At 43.5% G+C, this 17,989-nt stretch carries 13 protein-coding genes; 3 read left to right on the top strand and 10 right to left on the bottom strand.

The window, feature by feature from the left end:
* Positions 1–63: 63 nt before the first annotated feature.
* From K0T93_RS01380 to sdhC, 6 genes are read right to left on the bottom strand one after another with little or no spacing between them, the layout of a single operon-like run.
* Positions 64–1,362, bottom strand: a complete 1,299-nt coding sequence (locus tag K0T93_RS01380) for a citrate synthase (RefSeq protein WP_225721617.1) — start codon at positions 1,360–1,362, stop codon at positions 64–66.
* A gap of 54 nt (positions 1,363–1,416) precedes the next feature.
* A complete protein-coding gene (locus K0T93_RS01375; protein WP_445082796.1) occupies positions 1,417–1,686 on the bottom strand; it encodes an FAD assembly factor SdhE in 270 nt (89 codons plus the stop codon).
* A 7-nt stretch (positions 1,687–1,693) separates the two neighbouring features.
* On the bottom strand, positions 1,694–2,398 hold the full coding sequence (locus K0T93_RS01370) for a succinate dehydrogenase iron-sulfur subunit (protein WP_225721616.1): 705 nt from the start codon (positions 2,396–2,398) through the stop codon (positions 1,694–1,696).
* 29 nt (positions 2,399–2,427) lie between these two features.
* On the bottom strand, positions 2,428–4,203 hold the full coding sequence (gene sdhA / locus K0T93_RS01365; protein WP_225721615.1) for a succinate dehydrogenase flavoprotein subunit: 1,776 nt from the start codon (positions 4,201–4,203) through the stop codon (positions 2,428–2,430).
* Between the two features lie 4 nt (positions 4,204–4,207).
* Positions 4,208–4,576 carry a succinate dehydrogenase, hydrophobic membrane anchor protein gene (gene sdhD / locus K0T93_RS01360; protein WP_225721614.1) on the bottom strand — a complete coding sequence of 123 codons (369 nt, stop codon included), beginning with the start codon at positions 4,574–4,576 and terminating at the stop codon, positions 4,208–4,210.
* On the bottom strand, positions 4,577–4,987 hold the full coding sequence (gene sdhC, locus K0T93_RS01355; protein WP_225721613.1) for a succinate dehydrogenase, cytochrome b556 subunit: 411 nt from the start codon (positions 4,985–4,987) through the stop codon (positions 4,577–4,579).
* A gap of 860 nt (positions 4,988–5,847) precedes the next feature.
* On the opposite strand from sdhC, the gene K0T93_RS01350 reads away from it, so the two are divergent.
* From K0T93_RS01350 to K0T93_RS01340, 3 genes are all read left to right on the top strand, one after another.
* Positions 5,848–6,831 carry a malate dehydrogenase gene (locus K0T93_RS01350; protein ID WP_225721612.1) on the top strand — a complete coding sequence of 328 codons (984 nt, stop codon included), beginning with the start codon at positions 5,848–5,850 and terminating at the stop codon, positions 6,829–6,831.
* 850 nt (positions 6,832–7,681) lie between these two features.
* Entirely contained in the window at positions 7,682–10,399 is a 2,718-nt protein-coding gene (acnA, locus tag K0T93_RS01345) for an aconitate hydratase AcnA (RefSeq protein ID WP_225721611.1), read from the top strand.
* A 427-nt stretch (positions 10,400–10,826) separates the two neighbouring features.
* Positions 10,827–12,044, top strand: coding sequence for a DUF2863 family protein (locus K0T93_RS01340; protein WP_225721610.1), 1,218 nt, complete (start codon positions 10,827–10,829; stop codon positions 12,042–12,044).
* A 178-nt stretch (positions 12,045–12,222) separates the two neighbouring features.
* Here K0T93_RS01340 and K0T93_RS01335 read toward each other — a convergent pair whose 3' ends face one another.
* The 4 genes from K0T93_RS01335 to nuoL form a co-directional block, all read right to left on the bottom strand.
* Positions 12,223–12,801, bottom strand: a complete 579-nt coding sequence (locus K0T93_RS01335; RefSeq protein WP_225721609.1) for an NUDIX domain-containing protein — start codon at positions 12,799–12,801, stop codon at positions 12,223–12,225.
* Between the two features lie 144 nt (positions 12,802–12,945).
* Positions 12,946–14,421: an NADH-quinone oxidoreductase subunit NuoN gene (nuoN, locus tag K0T93_RS01330; RefSeq protein ID WP_225721608.1), complete on the bottom strand. Its 1,476-nt coding sequence runs from the start codon at positions 14,419–14,421 to the stop codon at positions 12,946–12,948.
* A 21-nt stretch (positions 14,422–14,442) separates the two neighbouring features.
* Complete coding sequence (locus K0T93_RS01325; RefSeq protein ID WP_225721607.1) at positions 14,443–15,936, bottom strand: NADH-quinone oxidoreductase subunit M; 1,494 nt, start codon at positions 15,934–15,936, stop codon at positions 14,443–14,445.
* A gap of 13 nt (positions 15,937–15,949) precedes the next feature.
* Positions 15,950–17,977 (bottom strand): NADH-quinone oxidoreductase subunit L, encoded by a 2,028-nt coding sequence (gene nuoL, locus K0T93_RS01320; RefSeq protein ID WP_225721606.1) that lies wholly within the window; start codon positions 17,975–17,977, stop codon positions 15,950–15,952.
* Between the last annotated feature and the right edge of the window lie 12 nt (positions 17,978–17,989).

Raw genomic sequence — 17,989 nt, 5'->3', positions numbered from 1 at the left:
CATAAAGACATCAGTTTTAAACTATCTTTGCAACTGATACTACAAAGAGTAGGTCTTCTCTTATCAAGAGTTGCCCTGTTTAGCTGAGCGAGGTATATATCCAATAAATAATTGGCGCGGACGCCCTATTTTTTGATCTGGCTCTGCAATCATCTCACTCCACTGTGCAATCCAACCTACTGTGCGAGCCATCGCAAAGATACACGTAAACATTGACGTTGGAATACCAAGAGCACGCTGCACGATACCGGAATAGAAATCTACATTTGGATATAACTTGCGTGAAACAAAATATTGATCTTCAAGTGCGATTTTTTCTAGTTCCATTGCTAACTTGAATAAAGGGTCGTTATATAAACCAAGCTCATTAAGCACTTCATAACATGTCTCGCGCATCAACTTCGCACGCGGATCGTAGTTCTTATACACGCGGTGGCCAAAACCCATTAGCTTAACGTTTGAGTTTTTATCCTTGACCTGCTTAATAAATTTAGGAATTTTGTCTGGCGAACCGATTTCTTTAAGCATGTTCAGCGATGCTTCATTAGCTCCGCCATGCGCCGGTCCCCATAGGCATGCGATACCAGCAGCAATACATGCAAATGGATTAGCACCAGACGAGCCAGCTAGACGCACGGTTGATGTGGAAGCGTTTTGCTCATGGTCAGCATGCAGGATTAAGATTCGATCAAGTGCTCGTACCAGAACGTCGCTGACCCAATACTCTTCACACGGGTTCGAAAACATCATGCGCATAAAATTCGCGCTGTATGAAAGATCATTACGTGGATAGACGAACGGCTGGCCAACACTATATTTATAGGCCATCGCGACAAGCGTTGGCAGCTTTGCGATTATACGAATTGCTGATACGTCACGATGATAGGGATCATTAATATTCAGGGAATCATGATAGAACGCTGACAGCGCACCGACAGACGCTGTTAGAATTGCCATCGGATGTGCATCGCGCCGGAAGCCTCGAAAGAAAAATTGCATTTGCTCGTGAACCAGCGCGTGTTTTGCTATAGTCTCAGCAAATTTCTGCTTCTCTTGTTTTGTTGGCAAATCACCCTTAAGTAGCGCATAACAAGTCTCAAGGAAGTCCGCATTTTGCGCCAGCTCATCTATAGAGTATCCACGGTATAGTAATTCGCCTTTATCGCCATTAATGTAAGTAATCGCAGAATTACAAGACGCAGTAGACATGAATCCCGGGTCATACGTAAATTTTCCGGTCTGGCTATACAAACTGCGAATATCGATTGCATCTGGCCCCATCGTACCCTTGTAGATCGGCAGTTCGACACTTGGCGAATTGTCGCTGAACGATAGCGTGGCTTTAACATCTGACGGGGTCATGGCACATCCTCAATCGTAGTATGGGAAACAATTTTCGATATAACAATGCATGACTCACACCGTGCGTAGCCAACTTAATACGCGCGCCACTTCAGGTAGCAAGAATTGTGCGCTAAGTTCGCTACGTGAGAGCAATAGATCCATTAGTTCATTATCGGATAGTTCGAGCAATTGCGTGAGAGCTTCGACATCTACATCGCTGAGCGCATATTCATATCGATTAAAAAAACGCTCTAAAATTAGGTCGTTTTCAAGAAGTCCGCGACGCGCTCGCCAGCGCAGTCGCGCTCGTCGTATAGGGTCACTCTGATAAGTTGATAACACGATAACCTCAAATTGACCGGCGCAGCATCAGTTCCTTAATCTTGCCGATTGCTTTCGTCGGATTGAGCCCTTTTGGACATGCGTCAACGCAGTTCATGATCGTATGGCATCGAAATAAACGATACGGATCCTCTAGGTTGTCCAGCCGCTCGCCAGTTGCCTGGTCTCGGCTGTCAGCAATAAATCGATACGCTTGCAATAAACCTGCTGGACCAACAAACTTGTCCGGATTCCACCAAAAGCTGGGACATGATGTTGAACAACTCGCGCACAGGATACACTCGTACAGACCGTCGAGTTCATCACGCTCTTCTGGCGACTGCAAGCGCTCTTTTTCCGGGGGTGGCATATCGTTTATCAGATACGGCTTAATCGAATAATACTGATTAAAAAACTGTGTAAAATCAAAAATTAGATCACGTACTACTGGTAGACCTGGCAATGGACGCAGAACAATCTTATGTGGCAACTCGTTCAAATTTGTTAGACATGCCAGCCCGTTTTTCCCATTGATATTCATTGCATCCGAACCGCATACGCCTTCACGGCATGAACGGCGAAAGGAGATAGTCTCATCAATTGACTTGAGCTTAATTAGGGCGTCAAGAAGCATTGGGTGATGTGAATCGAGGTCGATCTCGTACGACTGCATATGTGGTGTAGCATTTTTGTCGGGGTCGTAGCGATAAATCTCAAAAATACGTTTTGCCATATTCGTCTCTTTTATTTTCTGCGTATTTCTTAAAAGGTTCGTGGCCTAGGTGGGACTGGATTAACTGTTAATGGCTGCATGTGAACTGGTTTATAATCTAGGCGGTCGCCTTCGCTGAACCACAACGTGTGGCGTAGCCAATTTTCATCATCACGTCGTTCATAGTCACTCTGTGCGTGCGCGCCTCTACTTTCTTTACGCGCCTCAGCTGATACTAGCGTCGCACGAGCAACTACGGTTAAGTTAGCCAACTCCAATGCCTCGACACGTGCAGTATTAAACACTTTTGACTGATCTTTTAGATGTAGGCTATTAGCGCGAACGCATATTTCGCGAATCTTCTCGATACCCTCGGCAAGTAGTTTAGAGGTTCGAAACACACCCGCATGTTGTTGCATTGTTTTTCGTATATCCGCTGCTACTGCATGCGTATATTCGCTAGACGAAGAGGCCTCGAGCCTAGCTAGCCTCGATAACGTAAGATCTCCTGCATCAACGGGGAGCCGTTTATGCGCTTTTATATCTTTCATGCACTTAATAATATGATTACCGGCTGCTCGGCCGAACACTACGAGATCTAGCAACGAGTTGGTGCCGAGCCGGTTCGCACCGTGTACTGATACACACGCACATTCTCCAACTGCGTAGAAGCCATTAACTATCTCTTCGTGCCCTTTTGGGGTGCCAACGACCTGGCCATTAATATTTGTCGGGATACCGCCCATTTGATAGTGGATTGTCGGCACTACCGGAATTGGATCCTTAATTACATCAATATTTGCAAACTTTAGTGCGATCTCGCGAATTGACGGTAGACGCTTCATGATCGTCTCTGAACCAATATGCGATAAGTCTAGCAGAACATAGTCTTTGTTCGAGCCACAGCCCCGACCTTCTTTTATTTCCTGATCCATCGATCGGGATACAAAGTCACGTGGTGCTAGATCTTTTAGAGTCGGTGCATAACGTTCCATGAAGCGCTCGCCGCTCATATTTCTCAGGATGCCACCCTCACCACGCACTCCCTCTGTAATTAACACGCCAGCGCCGGCAACGCCGGTCGGATGGAATTGCCAGAATTCCATATCCTGTAGCGCAATTCTGGCCCGTGCAGCCATCCCTAAACCATCACCAGTATTGATAAAAGCGTTCGTTGATGCGTTAAAGATACGTCCAGCCCCACCGGTTGCGAACAGCGTACACTTACCTTCTAGAATAGAGATATCACCAGTTTCTATCTCGAGCGCAGTCACACCTAGCACGTCGCCTTCAGCGTCGCGAATCAGATCTAACGCCATCCACTCGATGAAAAAATGCGTCTTAGCTCTTACATTCTGCTGATACAAAGTATGTAGTAATGCATGACCAGTACGGTCCGCAGCGGCACAAGCGCGCTGCACTGGTTTTTCACCATAGTTCGCGGTATGCCCTCCAAATGGGCGCTGATAAATCGTGCCATTCGGATTACGGTCAAACGGCATGCCGAAGTGCTCAAGCTCGTAGACTGCGCTTGGTGCTTCTCGGCACATAAACTCGATCGCGTCTTGGTCTCCGAGCCAATCTGAGCCCTTAATCGTGTCATAAAAATGGTAATGCCAATTATCCTCACTCATATTGCCCAGTGATGCGCCAATGCCACCTTGTGCGGCTACTGTATGAGATCGAGTTGGGAATACTTTAGATAGTACAGCAACTGATAAACCAGCTTTTGCAAGTTGAAGCGATGTACGCATTCCAGAGCCGCCTGCACCGATGATTACCACATCGAACTTATGACTTAATAGCGAACTCTTGATTGCAACCATGCTTTTAAACTCTCCAGAGAATCTGTGCAGCGTAAGCTACGCATGCAATGAGCCAGATAATTGTTAACACATGCAGAATTAGGCGAATACCGGTTGGCTTCACGTAATCCATCCAGATATTACGTACGCCAACCCAGGCATGGTAGAAAAGAGCGACGAATGTGACAAATGTCGCGATTTTCATCCATTGAACAGAAAAGATCGCCGCCCAACCAGCATATGAGAAGTTTCCAGACAAAAAGAAATAGACAAGCAAGATGACCGTATAGATCGCTATGATCACCGCCGTCGCGCGCTGTATAATCCAGTCGCGTAAACCATAATGGGCGCCAACAACTAGACGCTTCGAGCCAACGCAGTGATTTGTTGCCATTTAAAAAACTCCGAACAATTTGAGCGCAATAGCAACCGTAAGTGCCGATGACATCACGAACACGATGATCGACGTTTGCTTGCCACCCTGCTTTGTTACCGCGTAGTGCATATCCATTAGCAAATGACGTAGTCCGGCACAGAAGTGAAATAGGTACGCCCACGACAATATCAACAGAAAGAAATTAAACGGGGGATAAGAAAAACAGGTCTTTAGGTATGCAAAGCTAGACTCTGAAGTTAGGCTTTGATCAAAGAGGTACAGTGAAAGAGGCAGCAATAGAAATAAAAGAGCACCACTTACACGATGTAGAATAGATACACGACCCGCAAGCGGTAATCGGAACATCAATATTTGACGAATATTGATGTTCCGATACTCTGGTCTTAATTTTTTTACGGCCTCAATCATCTTCAGCCCCTAATTAGACGTAAGGCCCAATTTTAACGCCTTTTTTCTAGGTGCATTACAATAATATTGCGTCTATATTCTTTTAAACATAGGCGTTTTGCTATTATTTTGACATATGCGTAACAACGAACACTACGTTAGTAGTATTGACTTTTGGCAGCTCAAATCGTTTTGGTAAAAATATCTGGATTACTCTATGCAGCTAGATTGCCTTAGCCTTAACTCAATCACATATTTAATTGACGCCACTAGATTGCAGTCTTAAGTCTAGATAGTACGTAAATCTCCCTCAGTGAACTCAAACGTCACACCCCTAACAAGGGGTTCTTGTAAGGCCATAACTTACCTGAGTCAGGTAACAACTGCAAGAAATGAAGACGCTTGCTTTTCATTATTGATCACCAGGAGCACATCTTTACCTGCGCAGTACATAAGTAGATTACTAGAGCCTGGCGGGCAGTTTCTTGCTTATAGTGAGCACCCAACTTAACTTTGCTCGGACCTATCTTTTCTAGATTCTCTTTAATCGATCGTATTAGCATCGTTCGCTGTGTTGTCTGAGCTACATAGATTGAATCTATAGCACTATTTAGACATAAAATACTATATATATCTTATATAAATTACAATATATAAGATAAAATTGACATTTTATACTTTTACTCTTATAGTAAAGTTTCCATAAATATGGAAAAAGTAAAACACTATTAGTGTGCTCTGTTTTGGCTAAGAACGTAATCCTCCATTTTACAAAAGTAATTGCGCGTTACTAACATGCGATGGATATCCGCCCGAGCCTGCTGTAAAGAGCTACAGGGCGTTCGTTGTTGCGTTAAACCTCTCGTCCTGGAGATTTATCAATGCTTAAGCCTGTTAAGCGCATTGCTGTCACCGGTGCAGCAGGTCAAATTGATTACTCGCTGCTATTTCGTATCGCGAATGGCGACTTACTTGGCAAGGATCAACCTGTTATCTTGCAGTTGCAAGATTTGCCCCAGACGCAAACTATTGTAAAAGGCGTAGTAATGGAGCTTTCGGACTGCGCTTTTCCGCTACTCTCTAATGTGATCGTCACAGATAATCCGAAAGTTGCATTCAAGGATGCTGATATTGCAATGCTAATCGGTGCCCGGGCGCGTTCTAGGGGAATGGAGCGTAAAGATTTGTTGTCAGCTAACGCCGGGATCTTCGCAATGCAAGGTCGCGCGCTCAATGAGGTTAGTAATCGCGATGTAAAAGTGTTGGTGGTAGGCAATCCAGCTAACACTAATGCTTATATTGCTATGAAGTCAGCACCAGACCTACCTAAGAAAAACTTCACTGCAATGCTGCGTCTCGATCATAATCGGGCACTATCGCAATTAGCTAATAAGGCTGGTAAGCCGGTCAGCTCTATTGATAGGCTTATAGTATGGGGCAACCATTCATCAACGATGTATCCCGATTTTCGCTTTGCAACAGCTGAAGGGCATTTTTTAACCCAGTTGATTAATGACGATGAATGGAACCGAAGTGTCTTTATACCAACAGTAAGCAATCGTGGTGCGGCGATCATTCAGGCTAGAGGACTGTCGTCAGCTGCGTCTGCGTCTAATGCGGCAATTGATCATATACGCGACTGGCTCTTCGGTTCCAATGGTAAGTGGGTCACAATGGGCATACCATCAGATGGCTCGTACCATATCCCAGAAGACGTTATCTATGGCGTGCCCGTAATTACCGAGAAAGGCGAGTATAAGCGTGTCCAAGGTCTAGAGATCGATGCTTTTTCCCGTGAAAAAATAGATCTCTCTCTCAGAGAGCTTCTCGAAGAGCGAGAGAGCATTAAACCCTTGATAATTTAATCAGCGTGCTTATGCGGACACTGTACGCCTTGACGCTCACAAAAATTTCATTGAATGATCAAGATAAATTCCTGTGCTTATGCGTAGCCCGTTCCACTCGCACCCTAGGACGTAAGAGGACAGGTTTGCTATTTTTAAACATATTGGGATTCTATAATATCTCTTATCTGGACGACGCTTTTTTATATAAAAAAGATAAAAACACTTGCTAATAAATAGTTATTAGCGCGCCTTTTATTATTTCTGCACCAATAAACCCCAGCGTGGCCGCAACTAATACTAGTTTCGTCTTCGTAATATATAGATAAATAAATCCACTCTAGGACAGAGTTTTTAGACATGCATAAAGAACAACTAGAAATCACTATTTATTAGACAAGAAAGAAGTTGTTGTACCTAGAAATAACAACTGGCACTGATTATTTCTATGACATAACAATAGGCTGGACTGGATTACAATAACAATCAGAGCGTTCTACCCTCTACAAGAACAGTTCTAGAATAGTCGTTAGTATCAATAAGAGGCTTTGTATAGGTTGTAAGCATTATTCTGCCTAGTCTTATGCGAAGCTATTTGTTATTAGGACTAATCTTTAGAAAGATTTTCAAAACGGGGTAGGTAGGCGTATCAATCTCCCCTTACCCAGGATCCGCTACAAGTAGTCTTCGAGGCATTGATTGCGCAGCATAACAATATAGCAAGTTTAGGCCTCTAGACGAGCCTGGTATGTCCGCATACATTTAGGACCAAGGCGCACTATTAAAAAGTAAGGCTCGATAGTTAAAATAAGTGTACTAAATTGTATTCGACTTTAACTGAGTCCACGCGCATCAATATAAAAGAGACATGATGGCCCATAATATTTACAAAACGCTGAAGGTATTCAACAGCGATTCAAGTGAAGGTAAGTACTATTCTCTGTCTCAGCTCGGAAAATCTCTCAACATTCAGATCAACCGCTTACCTGTGTCGATTCGAATCATACTCGAATCTGTGCTGCGTAATTATGACGGCAAAAAGATCAGTGAAGAGCATATCAAACAGTTAGCGCGATGGCAGCCAAATGCTATACGTACTAACGAGATCCCGCTTGTTGTATCACGCGTCGTGTTGCAAGACTTCACCGGCGTGCCACTGCTAGCGGATATCGCAGCAATGCGCAGCGTCGCACAACGCGCTGGTAAGAATCCGAAATGTATCGAACCCTTGGTGCCGGTTGACCTAATTGTCGATCATTCGGTGCAAATCGACTACTTCCGACAGAAAGATGCGCTAGACTTGAACATGAAACTAGAGTTTCAGCGCAATAAAGAACGCTACCAGTTCATGAAGTGGGGTATGCAGGCATTCGATACATTCAAGGTTATACCACCAGGTGTGGGCATTGTGCATCAGGTAAATTTAGAGCACTTAGCGCGGGGAATACATAAAAAGAGTGTAGATGGGGATGTACTCTACTATCCAGATACGCTGGTAGGCACCGACAGCCATACAACAATGATTAATGGCATTGGCGTAGTCGGTTGGGGCGTAGGTGGTATAGAGGCTGAAGCAGGTATGCTTGGTCAGCCAGTATATTTTTTGACACCTGATGTTATCGGTGTCGAACTTAAGGGCCGGCTACGTGAGGGCGTAACTGCAACAGACTTAGTGCTGACAATTACTGAAATATTACGCCGGGAGAAAGTAGTCGGAAAATTTGTCGAATTCTTTGGAGAGGGTACTGCATCATTGACACTGCCGGATCGCGCTACGATAGCCAATATGGCGCCAGAGTATGGCGCGACTATAGGCTTCTTCTCCGTTGACGACAAGACAATTGACTACTTAAAAGGCACCGGCCGAACCAAGAAAGAAATAACCCTACTCGAAAACTACTTCAAAGCCCAAGATTTATATGGCACTCCGAGCGCTGGGCAGATTGACTATACAAAGACGCTAACATTAGATCTGAAAACGTTTGCACCGTCGCTTGCCGGCCCAAAACGACCACAAGATCGGATTGAAATAGGCGACGTGAAAAGTAGATTCACCGAATTATTTTCACTGCCTATCTCAAAAAACGGTTTTGCAAAGAAAGCCGATAACCTAAATAAGGTATACGAAACTACGGATGGCATTAAGTTAAAGAATGGCGACATACTTATCGCTGCAATTACTTCATGCACGAATACATCGAACCCAAGCCTGATAATTGCCGCTGGCCTACTCGCAAGAGCAGCCGTTGATGCAGGTCTTATAGTAGCACCACATATCAAAACATCGCTCGCACCAGGATCGCGGATTGTTACAGAATACTTGCGTAACACTAGCTTGTTGCCATATTTAGAAGAGCTAGGCTTCATAGTTGCAGCATATGGTTGCACGACCTGCATCGGTAACGCAGGTGATTTAACTCTTCCGATCAATAATATAATTACTAAGCATAATATAGTTGCTGCCGCAGTGCTATCAGGTAATCGTAACTTCGAAGCACGGATACACCCGAATATCCGAGCGAACTTTCTTGCCTCACCACCGCTAGTAGTTGCCTACGCTATTATGGGTACAATTACACGCAATCTAATGACCGATCCAGTTGGTCAAGGAAAGAGCGGACGTAATATCTACCTTGGTGATATTTGGCCCTCTAGCGAAGAGATTAATAAGCTTCTCAAATATGCACTAGACCCAAAAAAGTTTATAAAAAATTATTCGCAGTTAACTCAAAAAAATAACTTATGGAACCAAATCGAGGGCGGTAAAGGCCAGGTCTATAGTTGGCCGAAATCTACTTATATTGCCGAGCCCCCGTTCTTCGGAGAACACTTCTCAGTACAGTTACCTACTAAGTTAATTGGATCAATTAAGAATGCCAAAGCATTAGGCGTCTTTGGCGACTCGGTGACGACTGATCATATCAGTCCAGCCGGATCAATCCAAGAAGAATCTCCAGCTGGCCAATGGTTAAAAGAAAACGGAGTGCAGAAGGCTGACTTCAACAGCTATGGCTCACGACGGGGTAACCATGATGTTATGATACGAGGTACATTTTCTAATGTTCGGATTAAGAATCTTATGATTCCAGCTGAACTTAATGGCTCCAGGGTAGAGGGTGGCTTAACTATTCATCAGCCAAGCGGCGAACAAATGTCAATCTATGACGCTGCAATGAAATACCTTGCTAAGGGTACTCCAACTATCATATTTGCTGGCGAAGAGTATGGTACTGGCTCGTCGCGTGATTGGGCGGCTAAGGGTACTCATCTACTTGGCGTGAAGGCGGTCGTAGCTCGCAGTTTCGAGCGCATTCATCGCTCAAACTTAGTAGGCATGGGTATCCTACCGCTACAATTTCAGAATAAGGATAGTGTTATATCGCTTAGTATCACCGGTAAGGAAACATATGACATTGATGATCTAACAGCAGAGTTTAAGCCGCAGCAGGAGGTTACGCTGGTCATCCGCAAGGAGAATAGCTTAAAAAAAGTACCGGTCTTGCTGCGTATCGACACGCCGATAGAGGTTATTTACTATAAGCACGGCGGAATTTTACCGTTCGTACTACGCCAGTTATTAGAAGCATAACGGGAAGGTAAGCGTAGATTTGCGCTCTAGAGCAAAAAGTCTGGTGCTATTACACCTCAAAAATATAAATTAGGGTGACACTTAGCAGCGCTGGGCTTTTATTTCGAACTTATTAGACTACGACTTTGACACTACGATGTTTTAGCCTGGATTCTTAAATCTTTTTTCGCATTCTGTTTATTATCCATGGTACATGATTTAATATCGCCAGTTATGTATATATTACTATGCTAGTAAATAGTAATCAAAAGTAGATTTTTCCACGGGCATAATAATAGAGAACACTATACCAGTAGTTCTAAACTTCACGCTTACTATAACAACGAATGCTATACCATAAAATCCGTATCAACCAAGAGTGTAAAATGCACTATTAGCTTAGATCCAGACTATAATCCAAAGGTTTTCGCATTTCAATTGGTACACCATGCGCTCGCGTATCACTAAACGTCTTCCACCTGACGCCGGCAGGCTTGTAAGTTTATCACTTGCACTTTTCGCATCCAGAAGCCGTATTGAAGACCGTTTCTGGGAAGCAAAGATCGATACGCTAATAGAAAAAGTGATTCGAAATGGTAATCAGACAGCACTAGATGCCGCTTTAGAGCATTTGCAAAAAAAACATGCAGATGCCTATACAGCTCTTGCCGACTTAGCTGAAACTCACAGCGAATCAGCCTACATAGAGCACAATGATCAATTGTACAATGCACTACTCATTGCGGCGCCGATACTAACCTGGACGCGTTATATAATCCCGTCCGGCCCTCTAAAAAAAAATATCGTTGATATACTGCATGCACAATTACAAACACACATTTTTTCAGTACGTGCTCGTACTGCTTTAGCGCCATATCTATACAGTATCGACCAATTACCTCGCCACCACGTTGAGACACTCCAACTTACGCAGAAACTCAGCCAAGCCGCGCTTTCTGGAGGCTCAATTAAGCTAAATCTTAATGATTCACAAGAAACGTCGCCAATCCTCGCTGATCCTCGTTTTCTAATATCTGTAGTTGCTGTTCCGGCTGGAGAGCCGTTATTTCGCTGGCAGGAAGAAATGACTAGTACACGGATCGAGCGTGGATTCTGCTTAGAACAATGGCGCGCGCAGTGCAGAGTACATCTGCCGGGCGTGCTACCTGGCTGTGAATTCGACTGTCTGTTACCAGATGCATATTACTGGGCCTGCCGACACGCAGATGAGCAAATACGACCATATACTATACGTAGTGCAGTTAGGTATCTAGGCGACGCAATCGTTGCGAAACCAGACGAGCTACGCGCAATTGTAGCAGGTTTCGGAGAACAAGGCATAGATGAATATCGAATCTCTTTTACTCGGCGAGGCAGCAACGACGTAATTTATGGTGTAGTGTGGCCTCTATATGGCCGTGAAAGCGACGATCTTAGCTTAGATAGCGAAGTAATTACTATTGAGGATCCAGCTAGCAGCATCTTCGACAAGATTATTAGACTCCTTAAAGAAATTGGTGTTGCCAATATCCGCCGGCATGCGGCTCGCTTTGAGCAAGAGTACTGTGATGATTGTGGTGTACCACTATATGCTAATCCACTTGGTGAGATTGTGCATGCTGAAATGCCTGAGGATGCCGAACAAACGCAACCTCACTTTCACTAATATTTACGCTTTAGAAAACGTTTTTTGGTATCCTGTTAACATAGTGTTAGCTCAAAAGATAACTCTATACAAAACTCTATACAATCTAGCATATTAGCTTATTATATAAATATTTAATTTAAAAACAAAAGGGCCTACTGAATAAGTTATCTATCTACTAGATAATTAAACTACCTACCTAAGTAGAATGCCCAGACCATGTACCAGACAGAATTTTTTCTAGCCAAAATGCACCAATAATCGTCTTCGCATCGCTTACCTTGCCGGATTGAATCCACTCATATAGCTGTTCTAGTTTGACGATAATCGTCTCTAAAAACTCACCGTCATCTAATCTAGGCTCCCCTGAGGTAAGTCCACGAGCTAAATATAAGTCAATAAATTCAGTTGAATATGCAACAACCGGATGAATACGGGTCAAATAAACAAATTCATTTGAGTGATAGCCAGTTTCCTCGCGCAGTTCGCGTCGAGCACACTCGCACGACCTCTCCTGCAAATAAAGTTTTCCGGCAGGAAACTCTAGTATTACACGACCCATCGGGTATCGATACTGGCGTTCCATGAGCACGCGACCATCATTTAATATTGGTAATATCATGACTGCGCCAGGATGTTCAACGAATTCGCGTGTAGCTATCTTATTATTTGGTAGCCGAACTGTATCTCGTTTGAGAGTTAAAAAATTACTTTCATATAAAATTTGTCCATCAAGACGAATCTCGCTTAGATGCGCATCGTTAGTTATTTTACTCATATAAAAGTCTGCTTTATTCTAAGCAATTATCTAGCTTTCGGTTAGCATATAGTGACTCAAGAAATATTGTCTAGTCTAAACTAGAGAGAGGTGTCTAAATATCATAAATAAATAGTTTAAATGACTCAACTAAAGTGAGATTTTTTATGAGGACAATAATGTCCGGCGTACTATCTGCAAACAACCTGACATTAACGGTCCAGGAAATATGCCTAGAAATAGTACTATAAGACCATTACATGCAAGCATTACTTGACTAGCGCTATATGCAATAATTGGCGTTATATCTATTGGCTTACTAAAATACATTAGCTTAATAATGCGAAGATAGTAAAATGCACCAAATAAGGATGTGATAACTGCAAGCACGGCTAGCCATATCAAGCCTGCATTGACGGTAGCTTCAAGCACTGCTAATTTTGCATAGAAACCAACTGTAGGGGGAATACCAGCTAAGGAGAGCATCATTATTAACATCATGAATGCAAAGACTGGACTGCGTTTATTTAAGCCTCTGAAGTCATCTAGCGTATCAGCCTCAAAATTACGGCGTGCAAGCAGCATCACTATACCAAACGCGCCTAGCGTAGGCAGCATATACGCGATGCTATAAAAAACTGCAGATCCATATGAGTCTGCTAAATTAGTTGTTTTGCCACAAATAACACCAGACAGCAGTCCAAGTAATAAGAAACCCATATTTGATATCGCTGAGTAGGCAAGAATGCGTTTTATATTACGCTGAACAATACCGGTGATATTACCTACTATCAATGATAGTGCGGCTAGAATAGAAAACATTACTTGCCAGTCTACTGCTAGTGGTAATAGTCCTACCACAAGGAACCTGAATGCCCATGCAAATACGGCAGCTTTTGCCATCCCACCCGTAAGCAATGTCATTGCTGTTGGTGCGCCATGATAAACGTCAGGAACCCACATGTGGAATGGTACAACCCCCATTTTAAAAGAGATGCTAGCAACAACAAATACTACGCCAAATAATAAAGCAGCATAGTTAGTACTACCCAATATAATTGAAGCAGATACATCATTCAGATTAAATAAGCCGGTTGCCCCGTATATCATTGAAATGCCGTACAGCAGAAAACCAGACGATAGTGCTCCCAACACACAGTACTTTATTGCTGCTTCGGTCGACTGTAGAGTATCACGACGCAATGCGATAAGTGCGTAGAGGGATAGCGACATTAACTCTAATCCTAAATAGAGCGTCAAGAAACTATTGCCTGACACCATTATCAGCTGCCCTAGTAGCGAGAATAACGCTAGAAGATAAAAATCGCTACAAAATAGGTCACGTTCTTCAAGATACTTGCGTGAATAGACTAACGAAACAGCAAAGCTAAGCGAAATGAGTAACTTCATTAGACTCGCAAACGGATCGACTACATATGTACTATGAAAATAGTAGTATAAATGCGGATCAATTACGATTGCCGCATACCAGATCGCGGCGATGAAAGTAGAGGTAACTGTAACCACATAAGTTAAACTCCGTCCTCTCTTACCCGTAATAATATCGTTCAGCCATATAGCAATGGTCACGATTATTAGAAATACATCTGGTAATAAAGCACTCAGAGGAGCATTGTGCATATGTTTATCCCCTCTTTTCTACTAGAGCGTCGTTGGCAGTTTAGATTGCGCTAGATGGAATAGCAAATTGATAACTGATTCGTGCATCAGATTCATAAATGGCTTTGGAAAAATACCGATGTATAGGACTAGAAAAGCTAGAGTAGTTAATACTAAGAACTCGCGGCAATTTAGGTCAACGAGCTTTGCGACATAGTCGTTCTTGACTACACCAAAATAAACACGCTTAACCATCCCCAGCGTATACGCAGCGCCTAGAATTAAGGTGATTGCCGCAAGAAATCCAATCCAAAAATTAAATTTAATAGCTGACAGAATGACCATAAACTCGCCTACGAACCCTGATGTGCCTGGCAGAGCACAGTTCGCCATAGAAAATAGCACCGCGAATGCGGCAAACTTCGGCATCGTGTTTGCAACGCCACCATAGTCGACAATCTGGCGAGAATGCATACGCTCATATAAAATGCCGATACAGAGAAACATTGCGCTTGATACGAAACTGTGCGAAATCATCTGCACAATAGCCCCTTCAATACTAAGCTGAGTAAATAAGAAGAAACCAAGTGTAACAAAGCCCATGTGTGCAATTGATGAATATGCAACTAGCTTCTTCATATCCGTTTGTGCTAATGCGACAAAGCCTATATAGATTAGAGCGAAGAGCGAAAGCGTAATCACAACTGGCGCCATTAAGTGGCTAGAATCCGGCGTAATAGGCAATAAAAACCGGAGGAAACCATAGGCACCTAGCTTCAGCATAATCGCTGCTAGCACAATAGAACCGCCGGTCGGTGCCTCGACATGCGCATCAGGTAACCACGTATGTAGTGGCCACATAGGCACTTTTACTGCAAACCCAAAGAAAAGTGCGACGAATAACAATACTTGAGGCATCATCCGAATCGGCAATACATGCCAAGCTGACAGCTCAAATGATTGAGACTGGATATACAAATAGATTAATGCGATTAGCATTAATAACGAGCCAGCCAGCGTGTACAGGAAAAATTTGAATGCTGCATATATACGGTTCGTGCCACCCCAAATTCCAATAATTAAGTACATCGGAATTAACGTTGCCTCGAAGAAGCTGTAAAACAGCATTCCGTCAGCTGCTGAGAATACACCTACCATGAGACCTGATAAAATCAGAAAAGCGGCCATATACTGCGCTACATGGTCTGTAATCACCTCCCATCCAGAAATCACAACGAGAACTGTAATAAAAGCAGTAAGCACAACGAACCACACCGATAGTCCATCGACACCTAGATGGTACGTAATTTTGAAACGTGCAATCCAAGGAACGACCTCAACAAACTGTAGTGCAGACGTATTTGCATCAAAACCGCTAATCAAGGGCAATGTAACAATGAAGCTAAGCACTGCGCCGCTCAGCGCGGTCCAGCGTGCAATATCTGGCGTCTTGCACGCGCCGACTATAAGAACGATGATACCGAACAAAATTGGCATCCAGATTGATAAAGTTAAAACAAGAAAATGAGCGTGCATACCTATCCTTGTCTTATCTTCTTAGGGTAACGAACAGGGCTAGCAACCCTAACATGCCAATAACCATAGCAAAAGCATAGTGGTATATGTAACCGGTTTGTAAAAGACGAATTACGCTAGCGAATCTTGTAACCGCGCGCGCACTACCATTGACTAAACCGTCAATGACTATGACATCGCATCCTCTCCAGAGTTTTTTACTAAACGTCACCACGCCTTTAGTGAACACGATGTCATTAATTTTATCTATATAATACTTATTGTCTAGAAGCGTATAAATGATTGAGAAACGCTGACAAATTACAGCAGGAATATTCGGTTGCTTTAGGTATAGAAACCAAGCAGAAATGCTACCAGCAAGCGCAAGCCAGACTGGCAAGTCTAAAATAGAACGAAACGCCATCGGAATCCAACCACGGAATTCCATAGTCATCTTACGAATTGCCCCATGGTACTCGCTAACGTATATAACTTTATCCAGTACAACACCATGCGAAAAAAAGTCACCAGAAATCATTGGGCCAACTGCAATTGCACCAATTACAACAGACGGAATTGAAAGTACTACTAGCGGTAGTGTAATCCTCCATGAGGGCTCAAACGGCTCATGCACGCTGTGATTATAATTATAGCGCGGTTGATGATGTAAGCCACGGAAACGCTCATGACCGTAAAACACCATAAAAAACATCCGGAATGAGTATAGGGCAGTCACAAACACGCTAACACTGACCGCAAAATATGCAAATCCAGAGCCTGGCAAATGTGATAATTTCACCGCCTCGATAATTGAATCTTTAGAATAAAATCCTGAAAAGAAAGGCGTGCCAATCAGCGAAAGAATGCCAATGAGAGAAGTACACCAGGTAATAGGCATATACTTACGCAACCCACCCATATCCCGAATATCCTGGTTATGGTGCATGCCGATAATTACTGAACCTGCACCTAAGAACAGTAGCGCTTTGAAGAACGCATGTGTCATTAAATGGAATACTGCTGCTGAGTAAGCGGAAGCGCCAAGCGCTACCGTCATATATCCAAGCTGAGACAATGTCGAGTATGCGATAACTCGCTTAATATCATTCTGAACGATGCCAAGAAATCCCATAAAGAGTGTAGTAATCGAGCCGATTACTATCACGAATGATAGCGCAGTATCTGACAACTCAAATAACGGCGACATGCGTGTCACCATAAAGATTCCTGCAGTTACCATTGTGGCAGCATGAATTAGTGCAGAAATAGGAGTTGGGCCCTCCATTGAGTCAGGTAACCATACATGCAACGGGAACTGTGCGGACTTACCCATAGCACCGATGAATAAGCAGATGCAAGTTACTGTGATTAGCTGCCACTGCGTTCCCCACAAAACACCTGCGCTAGTCAGCATCTCCCGATGCAAGAATATATCGCCATAGTTTAATGAACCAACATAAGAAAAAACTAGGCCAATACCAAGCAAAAAGCCAAAGTCGCCGATGCGGTTCACAAGAAACGCTTTTAGATTCGCGTGAACTGCGGTTGGACGACTATACCAGAAGCCAATTAGAAGATAAGATACTAATCCAACCGCTTCCCATCCAAAAAACAGCTGCAGAAGGTTGTTGCTCATTACAAGCATTAACATTGAGAATGTAAATAATGAGATGTACGAGAAGAAACGTTGGTAGCTAGGATCCTCAGCCATATAGCCAATCGTGTAGATGTGCACCATCAGGGAGACAAAAGTGACTACGCACATCATCATCGCGCTTAGTGAGTCAACTAGAAAACCAATTTCAAGCTTTAAAGTAGCTTGCCCGGACGCGATACCTGGTAATATAGCCCACTCATAGATCGTGCCATTAAAACTAGCACAGTCCATTACCTGGAGAAGGACTCTTACAGAAATTATAAATGCAATCGCTATGCCAAAAATTGTCACGCGATGCGCGTTATAACGGCTGATAGTCTTGCTACACAGGCCGGTAATTAGTGAACCGGCTAAGGGCGCTAATGGGACTGCTAGTAGCAGGTTGGGATTAAGTGTCATTGCCATAACAGTCAGAGC

The sequence above is a fragment of the Candidatus Vallotiella sp. (ex Adelges kitamiensis) genome, assembly GCF_020342435.1.
Lineage (GTDB): Bacteria > Pseudomonadota > Gammaproteobacteria > Burkholderiales > Burkholderiaceae > Mycetohabitans.
The sequence above is the reverse complement of the archived record's forward strand: the minus strand, read 5'-3'. Positions and strand labels throughout refer to the sequence as shown.